The sequence below is a fragment of the Priestia sp. SRI_019 genome (assembly GCF_057586255.1).
Genome location: NZ_JBYCZN010000001.1, coordinates 275,551 through 293,256, shown reverse-complemented (window position 1 = coordinate 293,256; position 17,706 = coordinate 275,551). Strand labels below are relative to the sequence as shown.

Here is a 17,706-nt window from a genome sequence, read left to right as displayed (position 1 = left end):
CTTTACCCGCTTTCTTAATGTTCTAATGTAGACAGAACTTGTTTGGCATTTGCTGCCATTACGTGATCTGGCTGCACGTTTAAAGCTTCATCTAACATCTCAATCGCCTTGTCTTTGTCATCTTTCATAGCATAAGCTACGCCTAAATTATAAAAAGCATCGGCATGTTCTGGCTCTTGATTGACTACCTTAAGAAATTCAGCAATTGCTTCATCTACCATTTCGAGCTGTGCTAAACAAAGACCGTACTGAAATTTTGCTTCTACATCATGTTCGTTTAGTTCTACCGCCCGCTGAAGATAAGGCATCGCGAAACGAATTTCTTCCATATGAAACAGCGTTAAACCAAGCATAAAGTACGCATCGGATGAATCTAAGCCTTTTTTGATTGCTAAATCAAAGTAGTGCTTTGCCTGCTCAAGCTGCTCTGCATTAAAATAAATATTTCCTGCTCCGTAATACGCTGTTGCCGTTTCTTCATCTAATTCAATCGCACGTTCATAAAATTTCAAAGCACGATCCATCTCACTAACAGCCGCTAACAAATTGCCAAAATTCACATACACAATTGGATCTTTTGGATTATCTTCAATTGCTTCTGAAAATGTTTTAGCAGCCTCTTCAAATTTCCCTTCCTGCATATACTGAATTCCTAGCTGATTTTTATCTGTCATTTTTTCGTTCACTCCACTGTTTTAGTTATGATTTAAAAGATTTTCACATCATGAAAATCTACAATATGTAAGTTATTAGTTTACCCAATAAGTAAAGTATATCATAGAAAAACCTCAGCTATATACGGCCGAGGTTTTTCGTTCTTGCTTATATGAATTATACGTACCAGATTTGCTCTTCTTCTTGAAATACTTTGTCAATTGTTGCTCCGCCAAGACATTCATCGTCTTTATAAAACACAACTGCTTGACCTGGCGTAATTGCGCGAACAGGCTCAGCAAAAATAACTTTAATTGTATCATCATCGACTTTTTCAACAGTTACTGCTGAATCGGTTTGGCGATAGCGGAATTTTGCTGTACACGTCATTGGTGACGACCAGTCAAGGTCGCTTACCCAGCTAATATTGGTTGCTGTAAGAGATGTAGAATAGAGCAACTCATTGTGAAAGCCTTGATCGACGTACAAAACATTTTTTTCTAAATCTTTTCCGACTACAAACCAAGGTTCACCGCTGCCTCCAATACCTAAACCATGGCGTTGGCCAATTGTATAATACATGAGACCGTCATGCTTGCCTTTCACTTCGCCGTCAAGCGTTTGCATTACGCCTGGCTGAGCAGGAAGATACTGACTTAAAAATTCTTTGAAGTTGCGTTCTCCAATAAAGCAAATACCTGTGCTGTCTTTTTTCGTTGCTGTAGCAAGGCCTGCTTCTTTCGCAATTTCACGCACTTTTGATTTCTCAATTTCACCAATCGGGAACATTACTTTGGAAAGCTGATCTTGTCCTAATTGATTTAAGAAATACGTTTGATCTTTATTTCCATCTACGCCTCGAAGCATTTTATACTCCCCGTCGCGGTACGCAACGCGTGCATAATGTCCTGTCGCTAGATAATCTGCTCCTAGCGTCATTGCATGCTCTAAAAAGGCTTTGAATTTAATTTCTTTATTACACATTACATCAGGATTCGGTGTACGACCTGCTTTATATTCATCTAAAAAGTAGGTAAATACTTTATCCCAATATTGTTTTTCAAAGTTGACTGCATAGTAGGGAATACCAATTTGATTACATACGCGAATAACATCGTTATAATCTTCAGTCGCAGTACAAACGCCGTTTTCATCCGTATCGTCCCAGTTTTTCATAAAGATTCCGATCACATCGTATCCTTGTTGTTTTAATAAAAGAGCTGCTACAGATGAATCAACGCCTCCGCTCATTCCGACTACTACACGTGTATCTTTAGGTGATTTTGTCAACTTCGCCACCTCCGTTTTCTTCATTTTAATTAAATTGTTCGCTAAAAAGCGAAAGAAACGACACAAACCATCAGTGAGGGATGAAGACCCTACTGATGGCTGCTATTTACATCGTTAGTCGCTTAACGATGTTTGCTGTTTGACGTGCGGTTTTTTCAATTTGCTCAGCTGAGTTTCCTAAGCCAAAGCTAAATCGAATAGAAGTTGTTAAACGTTCAGACCCTTTTCCAAACATAGCTACAAGCACATGAGAAGGATCGATTGCTCCCGCTGTGCAAGCTGAACCGCTCGATGCCGCAATTCCTGCTAAGTCTAAATTTACGAGCATCGATTCAACATTTGTTTTTGGAAATGATAAATTTAACACATGTGGCAGAGCATTTTCAAGATGTCCGTTAATTTCAAACGAAATACCTTCTTCCTTCAATACAGCTACCATTGTTTCTTTGTATCTTCTATATTCATCTGCACGTGTTTGCAGCGTTTGTTGCGAAATTTTCACAGCTTCTTCAAACCCGACAATACTTGTCATGTTCTCAGTTCCAGCTCGTCGTTTGCGCTCTTGTTCTCCTCCAAATAGCAAAGGAGACAGTGAAACGTGAGCAGCTGCATATAAAAAGCCCATCCCTTTTGGTCCGTTAATTTTATGAGCAGAAACGGATAAAAGATCGACACCTAATTGTTGCACATTTAACGGAATTAATCCATAAGCTTGCACTGCATCCGTGTGGAAATATGCTCCATGCTCTTTTAATAGAACGCCAATTTCTCCAATTGGCTGAATAGCACCTACTTCATTATTTCCAAACATCACCGACACAAGAATTGTTTGATCGGTTAGGGCTGATTTTATGTCATCCACAGATACTTGTCCGTACTCATTAACTGGCAAGTAAGTCACTTCAAAGCCCTGTGTTTCTAAATATTGACACGTATGAAGCACAGCGTGGTGTTCAATTTGCGTGGTAATAATATGATTTCCTTTATGGCGGTTTGCAAGAGCGACTCCGATCAGTGCCATATTATCTGCTTCTGTCCCACCACTTGTAAAAATCAGTTCATTTTCGTGTGCTCCAATACTTGCTGCAATCGTTTGGCGAGCTTCGTCTAAATAGCGTCGACTTTCCCGCCCGTAGTGATGAATACTAGATGGATTTCCAAAGTACTCATGCATAAAAGTCGTCATTTTCTCAACGACTGCTGGATGTATTGGAGACGTTGCTGCATGATCAACATAAATACGTTCCAAAATAAACGCCTCCTAGCTCATTATTAAATATAAAACATATAAGACGCTTGATCATCATCAGAATGATTTGCTAAATCTTCAAGCGTTGTACTATCTAGCACTTCTTTAACTGCATCTCGAATACGAATCCACAGCTCGCGTTTTGCAGGCTCTTCATCTTCAATTCCTTCTACAGGACTAATAGGACCTTCTAAAACAGAAATAATATCGCCAGAAGTAATGTTAGCAGGTTCATGTGCTAAGATGTAACCTCCATAAGCTCCGCGCACGCTTTTTACAAGCCCAGCGTTACGCAACGGTGAAATAAGCTGCTCTAAATAATGCTCAGATAAGTCATGCGTTTGAGCAATAGTTTTAAGCGAGATAGGACCTTCGCCAAAGCGCTTCGCAAGCTCAATCATAATCGTTAAACCGTAGCGTCCTTTTGTTGAAATTTTCATACGATACACTCCTTCAATACACTTTTTTTATTTATGAAAAAAATAAGACCCTCACGTTGTCACTGAATGCTGTGATGAGTCGTTTTTTACTAAGCTATATGAACTTCTCTATACGCATTTCTTGCAAATGCAACTGTTGATATTATAACATACTATGCCTATAAGATAAATTTCCACCACCTATTCACCTCTTGTGATACAGTGAAAGAAAAGAAAGGAGAAAAACATGACTACAAAACCTCTCGCATTTCGAATGCGTCCGACTCATTTAGATGACGTTATCGGACAGCAGCATTTAGTTGGCAAAGATAAAATGATTTATCGAATGGTAAAAGCAAATCACTTAAGCTCGATGATTTTATATGGACCTCCAGGCGTTGGAAAAACAACAATTGCCACAGCTATTGCAAAAACAACCAACACGGCGTTTCGTCAGTTAAATGCCGTTGTAAACAATAAAAAAGATATGGAAATTGTCGCCGAAGAAGCCAAAATGTCAGGCAAAGTAATTCTGCTGTTAGATGAAGTTCATCGCCTTGACAAAGCCAAGCAAGACTTTTTGCTTCCTTATTTAGAAAATGGCATGATCATTCTAATCGGAGCGACAACAAGCAATCCTTATCACGCAATTAATCCTGCTATTCGAAGCAGATGCCAAATCTTCGAATTAAAATCTCTTACGCCAGATGATATCAAAATGGCGCTAACAAGAGCACTCAACGACTCATCCAACGGATTTGGGGATAGAAAAATTATCGTAGAAGATGACGCCATGAACCACTTTGCCAATAGCTGTAACGGTGACGTGCGCTCGGCTTTGAATGCTCTGGAACTGGCTGTTTTATCAACAGGTGAAAGCGATGGTAAAATCGTTATTACCTTACAAACGGCAGAAGAATGTCTGCAGCAAAAATATTTTTCACATGATAAAAATGGTGACGCTCACTATGATGTATTATCGGCTTTTCAAAAATCGATTCGGGGCAGCGACGTAAATGCCGCTCTTCATTATTTAGGACGGCTAATTGAAGCAGGAGACTTGATCAGCATCAATCGTCGCCTTTTAGTCATTGCCTATGAAGACATTGGACTAGCTGATCCGGATGCCGGCATAAGAACTCTCGCAGCTATTCAAGCAACTGAGCGATTAGGGCTCCCAGAAGCACGTATCCCGCTTGCAAATGCCGTTATTGAGCTTTGCCTATCACCAAAGTCCAACGCTGCTTACAAAGCATTAGATGAAGCGATAAGTGATATTAAAAAAGGGTTGTCCGGCGACGTTCCCCCTCATTTGAAGGATGCTCATTACAAAGGAGCAGAGAACCTTGGCCGAGGCGTTGAATATCAATATCCGCATGATTTTGATAACGGATGGGTCCTTCAACAGTATTTACCGGATCGCATCAAAAACAAACAATATTTTCATCCTAAACAAAATGGACAAGAAAAATACTTTTCAAAAGTTTTCAATCGTTTAGAGACATTAAAAAAAGAAAATGGCTGAAACTGTTGCTCAGTTTCAAAGCCATTTTCTTTTTTGTCTTTATCTATTAAGCTGCACTTTTAACGTCTTTTCGTTTTTTCGTTTTTGTTGAACCTTTAAAGTAGCTGTCTAAAAGTTTAGCGACTAAACGAGCGACTATGTTGAACAACAGAACCATAATGATTAGAATAGCAGCTGACTTTGTTGCAATCAATCTTGCATCAGGTACAATTCCTTCAGAGTTTAATTTCCAAATGTGGACGGCAAGCGTCTCTGCTGGTCGAAAAATATTAAACGGGTTTACAGGACTCGTTAAGTCAGCATTTGAATTTAACATCGGCGTCGTTAGGCCAGCCGTATAAATCAACGCAGCTGCCTCTCCAAAGATTCGTCCCGCTGTTAAAATAACACCTGTGATAATTTGTTGAATCGCTGATGGAATGACGACTTTGACAATTGTTTGCCATTTAGTCGCTCCCAACCCTAAACTCGCTTCTTTTACACTCGCAGGAACAGATGCAATCGCACTTTCACATACGCGCGTTAAACCCGGTAAATTTAAAATTGTAATCACAAGTGCTCCCCCGATAAGCGTATAGCCCCAGCCCGAAAATGTGACAAAAATTAATAATCCAAATAAACCAACTACAATGGACGGTAATGACGCCATTGTTTCAATACATAAGCGGACGAAATTTAAGAAACGACCTTGCTTCGCGTACTCCGCTAAGTAAATTCCGGCTCCTAAACCAAGAGGAATAGAAATGATCAGCGTTAAAACAAGCATGTAGAACGAGTTAAACAGCTGGGGGCCGATACCGCCTCCTGCCATCGTATTGCTTGGCTTTCCAAATAAAAAGTTTGGATCCCAAAATCCCCAGCCTTTAGCGATAATTTCAACAACTAAATACACTAATAGCGCCACAACTAGAGCGGCAATGCCATAAAAAATACCTGTCCATATATTATTTACTGTGCGTGCATTTTTGTTTCTCATTGATGAGCACCTCGTTTCCCAATTGCTCGGATAATTAAAATGAACACGAAAGAAATAAGCAGTAAAATCATGGCTAACGTCCACAATGCGTTATTCCATGCCGTTCCGTTTAACGTATTAGACATATCCATTGTTAAAATACCTGTTAATGTTGCCGTTGGGCTATATAAGCTTTCAGGAAGCTTAACCGTGTTTCCGATAACCATTTGAACAGCTAGCGCTTCTCCGAATGCACGGGCAAGCCCTAACACGATACCTGTTAAAATACCTGTTTTAGCAGATGGAATAATGACTCGGCTAATTGCCTGCCATCTTGTTGAACCTAGTCCATAAGAAGCTTCTAAATATTCAGGTGCTACACTTCGAATTGCATCGTCAGCAATACTTGCAATTGTCGGAAGAATCATGACGCTTAAGACAATAATTCCAGCAATCAAACTAAAGCCCACTCCGCCGAAATTATCGCGAAGAAGCGGTACTAAAATGGTAACGCCTAAAAGACCGTATACCACTGAAGGAACTCCGACCAAAAGTTCTAAAACCGGTCGTAAAACCGTTGAACCAAATTTAGGCGAAATATAGTTGTTAAAAATGGCGATAGCAATTCCAATTGGAGCACTTATAATAACGGCTCCGATTGATACAAGCATGGAACCCAGAATAAACACAAGTGCCCCGTATTCTTTATTGTTTGGGCTCCATTTTGTTGAAGTCAACATTTCACCGATTGATATATTGCTTTGTAAAAATGACTGTATGCCTTTTTCACAAATAAATACGATAATAGCTAACGTAACCAGTACAATTAAAATACCGCAAAATGTAGAAAGCGTACGGCCAATGTATTCGCTTTTTACATAATTAATGGATTTTTTCCCCTTCATCGCTCTGTCTCCTTACATATTCAGTATATATTCGCTTTTCTTTTTATTTGCTATATACTTTATTAACATTCAAATAGAATAAGACTGACTGTGTTAGTCAGCCCTATTCTTTTTAAAAACACTCTTATTTTTTGAACTCAGTCATTGGAATATATCCCATATCTTCTACTTGCTTAGCAAAGTCTTTACCAGCTACATAGTCAATGTACTCTTTTGCACCATCTTTTGGTTCACCATTTGTAATCATGTACTCATAAGACCAGAACGGATATTTTTTAGAAACAATATTTTCTGTTGTTGGCTCCACACCATCAATATTAAGCATTTTTAAACTTTCTTTTTTATCGCCAATTAAATACGACATAGCAAGGTAACTTACTGCTCCTGGCGTTGAGTTTACTGATTGCTCAACCGCTCCGTTTGAATCTTGAGCTGTACCAACGCTGTCATTTACTTTTGCGTCACCCATTAATGTTTTGTCGAATGTAGCACGTGTACCAGATGATGCTGGACGGTTGATTACGTTAATTTTTTCGTCGTTTCCGCCAACTTCTTTCCAGTTTTTAATTTCGCCAGAGAAAATCTTTTGAATTTGCTCTTTTGTTAACGATTCTACTTTTACATCTTTATTTACAACAAGTGCGAACCCAATGCCCGCTACTTTCGTATCGACAAGTTTATCTGCTTTTGATTTATCTTCGATTTTATCGGCTGCTGGAACGTCAGAGTTTCCAATGTCAACTGCTCCTGATGCTACTTGGTTAACACCAGTTCCACTACCTCCACCTTGTACCGTTACTGAAAGGTTTGGATATTTTTCAGTAATTCCATTCGCTGCTTCTTCTGCAAGTGGTTGTAAAGCCGTAGATCCCGCCGCTGTTAACGTACCTGATACTTCTTCTTTGTTGCCCGAACCACTGTCGTTGCTTGCTCCGTCTTTACCACATGCTGCTAGTGCTCCTACCATTAAAAAAGCTGCTAATGTTACTTTAAAACCCTTTGTTTTCATTACATTACCCTCCAATAAATATATGTGTAATTAGTACTAGTCCTTTGTACTCGAACAACAGGTACAAGACACATTATACGAGTAGATTGTTGTCTTTATATGAAGTGAATTTTAAGTTACTGTAAACTTACTTATTTGGGGTTTATTTTTTCTTATTTCTATCAAAACCCTTGATATATAAGACTTTCTGAATATTACTGTAGAAGATAAAAAAGAAAGAAAGCGAAAACGTAAATTTTATGTAAATAAAGCGTTAAATAAATTTACATAAATCTCTTTTTTTAATACAGTGTAAATTCACCATCAAGCCATATTTTTCAATTTATTAGTACTTTTTATACATATCAAACAGAAGATTCCATCCAAAGCATAAATAGAACAGATATTTCCATAAAAAAAAGAAGGCTGCGATAGCCTTCTTTTTATTGATCACCTACGCGGCGAATCTTAATATCGCTTAATAATTCATTGATAACATGACCGCCCATAATTAATCCTGCTACAGATGGAACAAAAGCATTAGAAGATGGGGGCATTTTTGCTTTTCGAATTTGCGCTTGATCGTTTCCTACTTCTTTGCGAACTTCTTCGCGAATAACGATTGGACGTTCATCAGAAAAAACGACGTTAATCCCTTTGCGAATTCCTTCTTTACGCAGACGAGTACGAACCACTTTTGCAATTGGATCTGTATGTGTCTTTGAAATGTCTGCAATTTTAAAACGTGTTGGATCCATTTTATTCGCAGCACCCATACTTGAAATAATCGGAATATCACGTTTTAAACATTCTTTCATTAAATGAATTTTATACGAAATCGTATCGGATGCATCCACTACGAAGTCCGGTTTGTAACTAAAGAACTCTTCATATGTTTCTTCCGTATAAAACATTTGAAGAGAAACGACGTCACAGTCTGGGTTAATATCTAAAATACGCTGTTTCATTAATTCTGTCTTGGGCTGACCTACCGTAGAAAGCAGCGCGTGAATTTGACGATTTACATTGGTAATATCAACGTCGTCTTTGTCTACAAGAATTAAACGACCTACTCCTGACCGAGCCAAAGCCTCAGCAGAAAACGACCCTACTCCTCCTATCCCTAAAATAGCAACTGTGCTGCCTTTTAAAGTAGCTAGCCCTTCTTTTCCTATCGCCAGTTCATTACGCGAAAACTGATGCAACATGTTAAAACACTCCTCTATTAAATACACTAACGTGTATGAATAATTCAAATAAACAACGAAATTGACTATACCATATTTTTAGCAAAACGAACATGAGCATTCGTTATTTATCCATAAAAAAACTCTATGCAAATAATTACATAGAGGATTTTTTATATGTATGCTAGTCCCGATCGTGCCGTCTCGAGTGCCTTCGTTTTGAACCCGCTCTCGGCAGGTGGGTGCTCTGCTTTAACCATTGTAAGTCCTCGAGATGAGGCATGTACGCTCGTTAAAAACTCCGAGCTCCCAAGCAAAAAATTGTTCGGTCAAAACTGGATTAAGGACGAACACATCAGGACTATTTAGTTCTTGAAAGTATCTTATCACAGAAAAAATCACTTTGCAATTAATAAGTAAAACAAAAAAATCGAGCCTGTCACTGGAACGTGAAAGGCTCGATTTAACAGACGGTTCAATCGATTACGCTTCTGTTTTTTGCTTTTTTACCTGCAAATGCAGCTCGTCTAATTGCGCTTCACTTACTTCACCAGGTGCATTTGTTAATAGACAGCTTGCACTTGCTGTTTTAGGGAAGGCAATTGTATCACGCAAGTTTGTGCGTCCTGCTAGAAGCATAACTAAACGGTCAAGACCTAACGCAATTCCGCCGTGAGGAGGAGTACCGTATTCAAATGCTTCAAGTAAGAAACCAAACTGCTCATATGCTTCTTCTAATGTAAATCCAAGCGTTTTAAACATTTTTTCTTGAATATCACGCTCGTAAATACGTAAAGATCCTCCGCCAAGTTCGTAGCCATTCAATACTAAGTCATATGCTTGTGCACGGACTTGTCCAGGATCGCTTTCTAACATTGGTAAATCTTCACGAACTGGCATTGTGAATGGATGATGAGCCGCGTAGTAACGGTTGTCTTCTTCGTCATGCTCAAGAAGAGGCCAATCTGTTACCCATAGGAAGTTAAATTTCGTTTCATCAATAATTCCTTGTTCTTTTGCAAGCTTTAGGCGAAGAGCGCCAAGTGCATCTGCTACAACTGACTTTTTATCAGCTACAAATAAAAGTAAATCTCCTTCTTCCGTTTGAAGAGCTTCCGCAAATTGCTTTTGCTCATCTTCATTGAAGAATTTTGCAATCGGTCCTTTTAAGCCGTCAGCTTCAACTTTCAGCCATGCTAACCCTTTAGCACCGTAAATTTTCACGAACTCTGTTAGAGCATCGATATCTTTACGTGAATAGCTAGAAGCGGCACCTTTTACGTTAATGGCTTTTACTTCTCCGCCGTTTTCAACTGCTGCGCTAAATACTTTGAACCCGCAGTCTTTCACAAGCTCTGATAAGTTGACTAGCTCCATTTCAAAACGTGTATCCGGCTTATCTGAACCGTAGCGACTCATCGCTTCATCATATGACATGCGCGGGAAAGGGGTCGTTATATCTAAATCTTTTACGCGCTTCATTACTTTAGACATCATTTCTTCCGTCATTGTCATGATGTCCTCTTGAGATAAAAATGATGTTTCAATATCGATTTGAGTAAATTCAGGCTGACGATCTGCACGCAAGTCTTCATCACGGAAGCAGCGAGCGATTTGATAATAACGCTCAACTCCGCTTACCATTAGCAGCTGCTTGAAGATTTGCGGTGATTGAGGAAGAGCATAAAACTCCCCTTCGTGCACGCGGCTTGGTACAAGATAATCACGTGCGCCTTCTGGCGTACTTTTCGTTAAAATAGGTGTTTCAACATCTAAAAAGTCATTTTGATCTAAGAAGTCACGAATTGTTTTTGTAATGTCATTGCGCATTTTAAGCGTGTTAAACATCTCAGAACGTCGAAGATCTAAATAACGATATTTTAATCGAACATCTTCTGATACTTCCGTTTGATCCGCAATAGCAAAAGGAGGTGTTTTGGCTTTGTTTAATACCGTAATCTGCTCAGCGTGAACTTCAATTTTACCTGTTTTTAAGTTCGGGTTAACGGTTCCCTCTTCACGAGCTACAACAGTTCCTTCCACTTCCAGTACGAATTCATTACGTACATCTTCAGCAATTTTTAGCGCTTCAGCAGATTTTTCAGGATTAAATACAACCTGTACAACTCCGCCGCGGTCGCGTAAATCAATAAAGATTAATCCCCCTAAATCACGGCGTTTTTGAACCCATCCTTTTAATAGAACTGTTTCGCCAGTTGCTTGTTCTGTTACATCACCACAGTAGTATGAACGTTTTGTCATCATGGTTCCCCCTTATACTTGTTCTTGCAAATAGCTGACCAATTGATCAATTGATACTTCTTGCTGTTCGCCAGATTCCATATTCTTTACGTTTACAACTTGTTTTGCTAGCTCATCTTCACCTAGAACAACAACAAATTTTGCTTGTACACGATCAGCTGCTTTAAACTGAGCTTTCATTTTTTTATCTTGATAATCTTTATCGGCTACAAAGCCTGCACGTCGAAGCGTATTCACAATTGAAACGGATTTTTCTTTTGCTTCATCGCCCATAGTTACTACATAGCAATCTACGCCTGTTTCTATCGGAAGCTCAATTCCTTCTGCTTCCAATGCAGATAATAAGCGTTCGATACTTAAAGCGAATCCGATACCCGGTGTTTCAGGTCCGCCGATTTCTTGAATCAGCCCATTATAACGGCCTCCGCCACAAAGAGTTGTAATGGCGCCAAATCCTTCTGCTTCACTCATTAGTTCAAATGCTGTGTGATTATAATAATCTAACCCGCGTACTAGCGTCGGATCTACAACATAGTCAATGTCTAAATCGGTTAAGTACTGCTGTACTTTTTCAAAATATTCTTTTGAATAGTCATTTAAATAATCAAGAATAGACGGCGCTGTAGCCATCAGTTCATGGTCCCGATCTTTTTTACAGTCTAAAATACGAAGAGGATTTTTCTCCAATCTGCTTTGGCAGTCGCTGCAAAACTCTCCAATGCGAGGTGCAAAGTGGTCAATAAGCGCTTGACGGTGAGCTTGACGACTTTCTGTATCTCCTAAACTGTTAACAACCAACTTTAATTTTTTCAATCCAAGCGATTGGTAAAAGCTCATTAACAGGGCAAGAACTTCAGCATCAATAGCTGGATCATTTACCCCTAATGCTTCTACACCAAACTGAACGAATTGACGGAAACGTCCCGCTTGAGGTCGTTCATAGCGAAACATAGGGCCAATATAAAACAGCTTGGTTGGCTGCGTTGGATTTCCAAACATCTTATTTGACACAAATGATCGTCCAACTGCAGCTGTTCCTTCTGGGCGAAGCGTTAAGCTGCGGTCACCTCGATCTTTAAATGTGTACATTTCTTTTTGCACGATATCTGTTGTTTCTCCCACTCCGCGCAAAAATAATTCAGTGTGTTCAAACATTGGTGTACGAATTTCTTGGTAGTTGAACGCACGGCAGATTTCTCTTGCTCGCTGTTCAACAAACTGCCAATATTCTACTTTGCCCGGTAAAATATCTTGTGTGCCTCTAGGTATTTGAACTGACATAACGTGATATGCCTCCTATATTTAAAATTTACAATACAAAAAAACTCTCGCCTCTACTATTTTTCCATAGTAGGGACGAGAGTTGATCTCACGTGGTACCACCCTAATTGAAACATATGACATGTTTCCACTCATTTCGTTAACGCACGAACACGTTCATCTCCTACTAAGTTTCCCTTTTCAGAGTGAAGCCTCCTGAGTGTTCTTTCATAAAGTCATCATGTAGAAATGCTTTCAGCCTAAGACATTTCCTCTCTAGCCATGTGTCATCTTTACTACTTTTCTCGATCTTTGGCTTATCAATATAAAAATGTTATACATTCATTTTAATTTAGCAATTGCTTTCTATATTACGAATGAAATGAGCAGTTGTCAAGCACCTTTCATGTTAAGAGCGGTCTAATTGTTTTCTTAGTTTCTGAATATCTCGAAGCGTTAAACCAAATTCAGAAGCCAATTCAAGGGATGAAGCTTCACTTTCTCTGTCAATAAAATCATGAAAATGAATGCCAAATACCGGATTTACCTGCTGAAATGATTGTTCACCTTTTTCACTAAACTTCATTGTTTCTTCCTCCCTGCCTACACTTACTTATCCTTTTATTAGCATTGCCCAAAAAAGATGTTTTTACATAAGAGAAAGGATTTTTTTTATTTTCATCGAATACTCTATTTTGTTATAAAAAGGAGGTCTATCTATTCGCCATCTTAACATGAAGTCTGTATCTGTTTTGACTGCAAGTATCCTTTTGTTACTGTGCTCGTCCTCATTTGAGCGCCCAAATGTACCGGTGCATCAACCCATTATTGTAACAGCTGACTCTCTTCATGTACGCAGCGGTCCAGGACGTTCATTTTCAATTACAAATAAATTGACGAAGAATACAAGACTATCCGTTTCAGACCGTCAAGGAGATTGGTATTATGTAGAAAGCTCGGATATTCAAGGATGGGTGTTTAAAAAATTCACGAAAACCGTAGCGCTCAGCAGCGTTCAGCCTAGCATGCAGGTAGCGCAGCGCCAGCCTGTTTATACGCTGAGTAAAAGCTTGCGGCACCTAAAGGGCAAAACAATTATTATTGATGCAGGCCATGGAGGAAAAGACAAAGGAGCCATCGGCACACAGGGCACATATGAAAAAGACCTCACTCTCCGAACAGCACTTATTTTACAAAACAAACTTCAAAAAGAAGGCGCACACGTCATTTTAACCCGCACCCATGATGAGTACCTTCTACTTTCACAGCGCACGCTGCAATCGACTAAAGCAGATGCTTTTATAAGCATTCACTACAACAGTACGAACAGCTCACAGCTAACTGGCCTTATGACGTATTATTACCATCAGCATCAGGACAGTCCACTCACACATTCTATTCATCAGTCCCTTATTAATCATGCAAAATTGAAAGACAAAGGAGAACGTTTTGGAAACTATTATGTTCTTCGCGAAAATACACGTCCAAGTACATTAATTGAACTGGGCTTTTTAAGCAACGAACGGGAAGAAACGTATATTAATTCCATCAGTTATCAGCAAATGATGACGTCCGCTATCGCTGAAGGGTTAAATCATTACTTTCAAAGCAAAGAAAAAACGCAGGCTCATCTGTGAGTCTGCGTTTTTTCTTTGCTTTCTACAATAAGTGTGACCGGTCCGTCATTTGTAAATGATACGTCCATCATTTCACCAAATGCCCCAGTCTCTACTCGAACATTTTTTTCTGATAATACTTTATTAAAATAGTTGTAAAGCGTTACAGCATGATCTGGCCTAGCAGCTCCCATAAAGTTTGGTCTTCTGCCTTTTCGGCAATCTCCGTAAAGCGTAAATTGAGATACCGATAAAATTTCTCCTTCTACATCTAGAAGCGACAAATTCATTTTGCCAGACTCATCATCAAACACTCGCAAATTCACAATTTTATCTGCTACATACTCTGCATCAGCTTCAGTATCGTCATGGGTAATGCCCACTAAAAGCATATATCCGTGCTTAATCTCACCGACCGTCTCACCTGCAACAGTTACTTTTGCATTCTTTGCTCTTTGTACGACCACTCTCATGTATAACGACCTTTCTTAATGCATAATTCGGCGAACTGAATAAATATCTCGAAGCTGCTTAATGCGCTCAACCACTTTATGAAGGTGACTGATGTTATGAATAGAAATTGACATATGAATCGTAGCCATTTTGTTTCGGTCCGATTTTCCTGAAACGGCTGAAATATTCGTTTTAGTCTCGTTTACAACCTGCAGAACTTCATTTAGTAAGCCTCTGCGGTCGTATCCTGAAATTTCAATTTCCACGTTAAACTCTTTGCCTTCTTTAATATGTGTTTCCCACTCTACAGGAATAAGACGGCTTTCAGCATCATCTGTGTGAACGTTTAAACAATCTGCTCTATGAACAGATACTCCCCGTCCCTTTGTAATAAAACCAACAATCTCATCTCCAGGAACTGGATTACAGCATTTAGACAAGCGAATCAGCATGTTCTCTACACCGGGTACGATAACCCCGGAATCTTTTCGCTTATGCTGGCGAACACGCTTGGCCGCAGTGTCGCGTGCAATATCATCAATTTGGATCTCTTGTTCTTGATCGCGCTGCTTTCTCCACTTCTCGGTTAAACGATTAGCTACTTGAGCCGCAGTTAATCCGTTATATCCAATAGCTGCATACATATCATCTTCGTTTGAGAAATTAAACTTCTCCGCTACTCGTTTGATATTATCAGCTGTTAATACTTCTTTTAAGTCAAACTCCATTTGACGAATTTCTTTTTCAACCAGCTCTTTGCCTTTTTCAATATTTTCATCGCGGCTTTGCTTTTTAAAGAATTGGCGAATTTTATTTTTGGCTTGAGACGTTTGAGCAAGCTTTAACCAGTCCTTGCTTGGACCATACGAATGCTTAGACGTCAAAATTTCGATAATGTCCCCCGTTTTCAAACGGTAATCAAGCGTAACCATCTTGCCGTTGACTTTTGCTCCAATGGTTTTATTTCCGATTTCAGAATGAATACGATAGGAAAAATCAATTGGAACAGAACCCGAAGGAAGCTCAATGACGTCGCCTTTTGGCGTAAAAATGTAAACCATGTCAGAAAACAAATCAACTTTTAGAGATTCCATAAACTCTTCTGCATCGTTTGCATCATTTTGAAATTCTAAAATTTCTCTAAACCACGTCAACTTTTCTTCAAATGAAGCATGCTCAGCTGTTTTTCCCTCTTTGTAAGCCCAGTGAGCAGCAATTCCATACTCAGCAATTTGGTGCATGTCAAACGTTCGAATTTGAACTTCTAACGGATCACCTTTTGGTCCGATAACCGTCGTATGAAGAGACTGGTACATATTTTGTTTTGGCATTGCAATATAATCTTTGAACCGTCCTGGCATTGGCTTCCAGCACGTGTGAATAATTCCTAACACAGCATAGCAGTCTTTAATGCTATTTACAATAATGCGCACAGCTAGTAAATCGTAAATTTCATTAAACTGCTTGTTTTGCAGTGCCATTTTACGATAGATGGAATAAATATGTTTTGGACGTCCTGAAATTTCAACTTTAATCGACACTTCATCTACTTGCTCTCGAACTTCATCGATAACTTCAGCCAAATACTGCTCGCGTTCCGCACGCTTTTTCTTCATCAAATTTACAATGCGATAATATTGCTGAGGATTTAAGTAACGTAAAGCTGTATCTTCAAGCTCCCACTTAATTTTTGAAATACCAAGACGATGAGCAAGAGGAGCAAAAATTTCAAGCGTTTCATTTGAAATGCGTCGCTGTTTTTCCTGCGGTAAATGCTTTAGCGTACGCATGTTATGAAGACGATCCGCAAGTTTGATCAGTATGACTCGAATATCTTGAGCCATTGCTACAAACATCTTGCGGTGATTTTCAGCCTGCTGCTCTTCTTTAGACTTATATTTAATTTTTCCCAGTTTCGTTACGCCGTCTACTAACATTGCTACTTCTTCATTGAAAGCTTTTTCTAAATCTTTTAGTGTTATCTCTGTATCTTCAACCACATCATGTAGAAATCCAGCTGCAATTGTTGCTGGATCCATATCTAGATCAACTAAAATTCCTGCGACTTGAATCGGGTGGATAATATATGGTTCACCCGACTTGCGATATTGTTCTTTGTGAGCTTCTTTTGCAAAATCATATGCTTTTTGTACAAAAGCCACGTCTTCTTCATTTAAATATCGCTTCGTATTGTCAATGACCTGTTCCGCTGTTAGGACTTGCTCATTTGCCATGAAATCACCTTTTATCAACTAGCATTTTTAATTCATATTGTAACTATTATCTTGAAAAAATCCAAGGATGTAAAGCCTTTGCGTTTAATTTATCAAATTTACATCATTTCCATTTTACGTATTAACGTTTTTTAACGAAAAAAGAGCACCCGTATCAGGTACTCTTTTTTATGTGATCGTTCTTCTTAATACGTCATTAATGTGAATACATCATAACCGTCTAGTTTGTCACGGCCGTCAAGGTAAGAAAGTTCAATTAAGAACGCAGCTCCAACAACAATTCCGCCTAATTCTTCGACAAGCTTAATTGTCGCTTCAATTGTACCGCCTGTTGCTAATAAATCATCTGTAATCAACACGCGCTGACCTGGCTTAATTGCATCTTTGTGAATCGTTAATACGTCTTTACCGTATTCTAAACCGTAATCTACTTTGATTACTTCACGCGGTAATTTTCCTTCTTTACGAACAGGTGCAAAACCGATACCTAACGCATATGCTACTGGACAACCAACGATAAATCCGCGAGCTTCTGGCCCTACGATAATATCAACTTGTTTATCATTGGCATATTTTACAATCTCATCCGTTGCGGCACGGTATGCATCACCATTGTCCATTAATGTTGAGATATCTTTAAATGTAATACCTGGTTTTGGCCAGTCAGGTACAATTGTAATATAATCTTTAAAATTCATTCTAATGTTGC

At 39.0% G+C, this 17,706-nt stretch carries 16 protein-coding genes, 1 other RNA gene and 1 other annotated feature; of the genes, 2 read left to right on the top strand and 15 right to left on the bottom strand.

Features of this window, described 5'->3' with window-relative positions:
* Positions 1 to 14 precede the first annotated feature (14 nt).
* The 4 genes from AC2YJL_RS01435 to cymR all read right to left on the bottom strand — a co-directional run bounded on the left by AC2YJL_RS01435 (position 15) and on the right by cymR (position 3,633).
* Positions 15 to 674, bottom strand: coding sequence for a tetratricopeptide repeat protein (locus AC2YJL_RS01435; RefSeq protein WP_013085089.1), 660 nt, complete (start codon positions 672 to 674; stop codon positions 15 to 17).
* Positions 675 to 831: 157 nt separating this feature from the next.
* Positions 832 to 1,944 carry a tRNA 2-thiouridine(34) synthase MnmA gene (gene mnmA / locus AC2YJL_RS01430; RefSeq protein ID WP_050688543.1) on the bottom strand — a complete coding sequence of 371 codons (1,113 nt, stop codon included), beginning with the start codon at positions 1,942 to 1,944 and terminating at the stop codon, positions 832 to 834.
* Between the two features lie 106 nt (positions 1,945 to 2,050).
* Positions 2,051 to 3,193, bottom strand: coding sequence for a cysteine desulfurase family protein (locus AC2YJL_RS01425; protein ID WP_230933633.1), 1,143 nt, complete (start codon positions 3,191 to 3,193; stop codon positions 2,051 to 2,053).
* 23 nt (positions 3,194 to 3,216) lie between these two features.
* Positions 3,217 to 3,633 carry a cysteine metabolism transcriptional regulator CymR gene (cymR, locus tag AC2YJL_RS01420; RefSeq protein ID WP_013059297.1) on the bottom strand — a complete coding sequence of 139 codons (417 nt, stop codon included), beginning with the start codon at positions 3,631 to 3,633 and terminating at the stop codon, positions 3,217 to 3,219.
* A 226-nt stretch (positions 3,634 to 3,859) separates the two neighbouring features.
* Between cymR and AC2YJL_RS01415 the strand changes: the two genes are divergently transcribed.
* Positions 3,860 to 5,137, top strand: a complete 1,278-nt coding sequence (locus AC2YJL_RS01415) for a replication-associated recombination protein A (RefSeq protein ID WP_251568839.1) — start codon at positions 3,860 to 3,862, stop codon at positions 5,135 to 5,137.
* A gap of 46 nt (positions 5,138 to 5,183) precedes the next feature.
* Here the strand turns inward: AC2YJL_RS01415 and pstA are convergent, their stop codons facing one another.
* From pstA to AC2YJL_RS01375, 8 genes are all read right to left on the bottom strand, one after another.
* On the bottom strand, positions 5,184 to 6,113 hold the full coding sequence (pstA, locus tag AC2YJL_RS01410) for a phosphate ABC transporter permease PstA (RefSeq protein ID WP_014458145.1): 930 nt from the start codon (positions 6,111 to 6,113) through the stop codon (positions 5,184 to 5,186).
* Positions 6,110 to 6,997, bottom strand: a complete 888-nt coding sequence (pstC, locus tag AC2YJL_RS01405) for a phosphate ABC transporter permease subunit PstC (RefSeq protein WP_013059300.1) — start codon at positions 6,995 to 6,997, stop codon at positions 6,110 to 6,112. Before pstC ends, pstA begins: the two co-directional genes overlap by 4 nt.
* Positions 6,998 to 7,121: 124 nt before the next feature.
* A complete protein-coding gene (locus AC2YJL_RS01400; protein WP_251568840.1) occupies positions 7,122 to 8,006 on the bottom strand; it encodes a phosphate ABC transporter substrate-binding protein PstS family protein in 885 nt (294 codons plus the stop codon).
* 422 nt (positions 8,007 to 8,428) lie between these two features.
* Positions 8,429 to 9,193, bottom strand: coding sequence for a tRNA threonylcarbamoyladenosine dehydratase (locus tag AC2YJL_RS01395; protein ID WP_121946033.1), 765 nt, complete (start codon positions 9,191 to 9,193; stop codon positions 8,429 to 8,431).
* A gap of 162 nt (positions 9,194 to 9,355) precedes the next feature.
* Positions 9,356 to 9,537, bottom strand: a non-coding RNA gene (gene ssrS, locus AC2YJL_RS01390) — 6S RNA.
* A 118-nt stretch (positions 9,538 to 9,655) separates the two neighbouring features.
* The gene (gene aspS / locus AC2YJL_RS01385; RefSeq protein WP_251568841.1) at positions 9,656 to 11,434 is read right to left on the bottom strand and encodes an aspartate--tRNA ligase; all 1,779 of its coding nucleotides are present in this window, start codon (positions 11,432 to 11,434) and stop codon (positions 9,656 to 9,658) included.
* 12 nt (positions 11,435 to 11,446) lie between these two features.
* Positions 11,447 to 12,715, bottom strand: coding sequence for a histidine--tRNA ligase (gene hisS, locus AC2YJL_RS01380; RefSeq protein ID WP_487374616.1), 1,269 nt, complete (start codon positions 12,713 to 12,715; stop codon positions 11,447 to 11,449).
* Between the two features lie 68 nt (positions 12,716 to 12,783).
* Positions 12,784 to 13,016 (bottom strand) — a binding site (T-box leader).
* A gap of 87 nt (positions 13,017 to 13,103) precedes the next feature.
* Entirely contained in the window at positions 13,104 to 13,280 is a 177-nt protein-coding gene (locus AC2YJL_RS01375) for a hypothetical protein (RefSeq protein WP_013059305.1), read from the bottom strand.
* Positions 13,281 to 13,446: 166 nt separating this feature from the next.
* Here AC2YJL_RS01375 and AC2YJL_RS01370 point away from each other — a divergent pair, with 166 nt between their 5' ends.
* The gene (locus AC2YJL_RS01370; protein WP_230933636.1) at positions 13,447 to 14,331 is read left to right on the top strand and encodes an N-acetylmuramoyl-L-alanine amidase family protein; all 885 of its coding nucleotides are present in this window, start codon (positions 13,447 to 13,449) and stop codon (positions 14,329 to 14,331) included.
* On the opposite strand, the gene dtd is transcribed toward AC2YJL_RS01370, so the two are convergent.
* The 3 genes from dtd to AC2YJL_RS01355 form a co-directional block, all read right to left on the bottom strand.
* Positions 14,322 to 14,783 (bottom strand): D-aminoacyl-tRNA deacylase, encoded by a 462-nt coding sequence (gene dtd / locus AC2YJL_RS01365; RefSeq protein ID WP_043976137.1) that lies wholly within the window; start codon positions 14,781 to 14,783, stop codon positions 14,322 to 14,324. The two genes, AC2YJL_RS01370 and dtd, sit on opposite strands and share 10 nt — an antisense overlap.
* Before the next feature lie 15 nt (positions 14,784 to 14,798).
* Positions 14,799 to 16,997: a RelA/SpoT family protein gene (locus AC2YJL_RS01360; RefSeq protein WP_013059308.1), complete on the bottom strand. Its 2,199-nt coding sequence runs from the start codon at positions 16,995 to 16,997 to the stop codon at positions 14,799 to 14,801.
* A 185-nt stretch (positions 16,998 to 17,182) separates the two neighbouring features.
* Positions 17,183 to 17,695 carry an adenine phosphoribosyltransferase gene (locus AC2YJL_RS01355; RefSeq protein ID WP_013059309.1) on the bottom strand — a complete coding sequence of 171 codons (513 nt, stop codon included), beginning with the start codon at positions 17,693 to 17,695 and terminating at the stop codon, positions 17,183 to 17,185.
* Positions 17,696 to 17,706 lie beyond the last annotated feature (11 nt).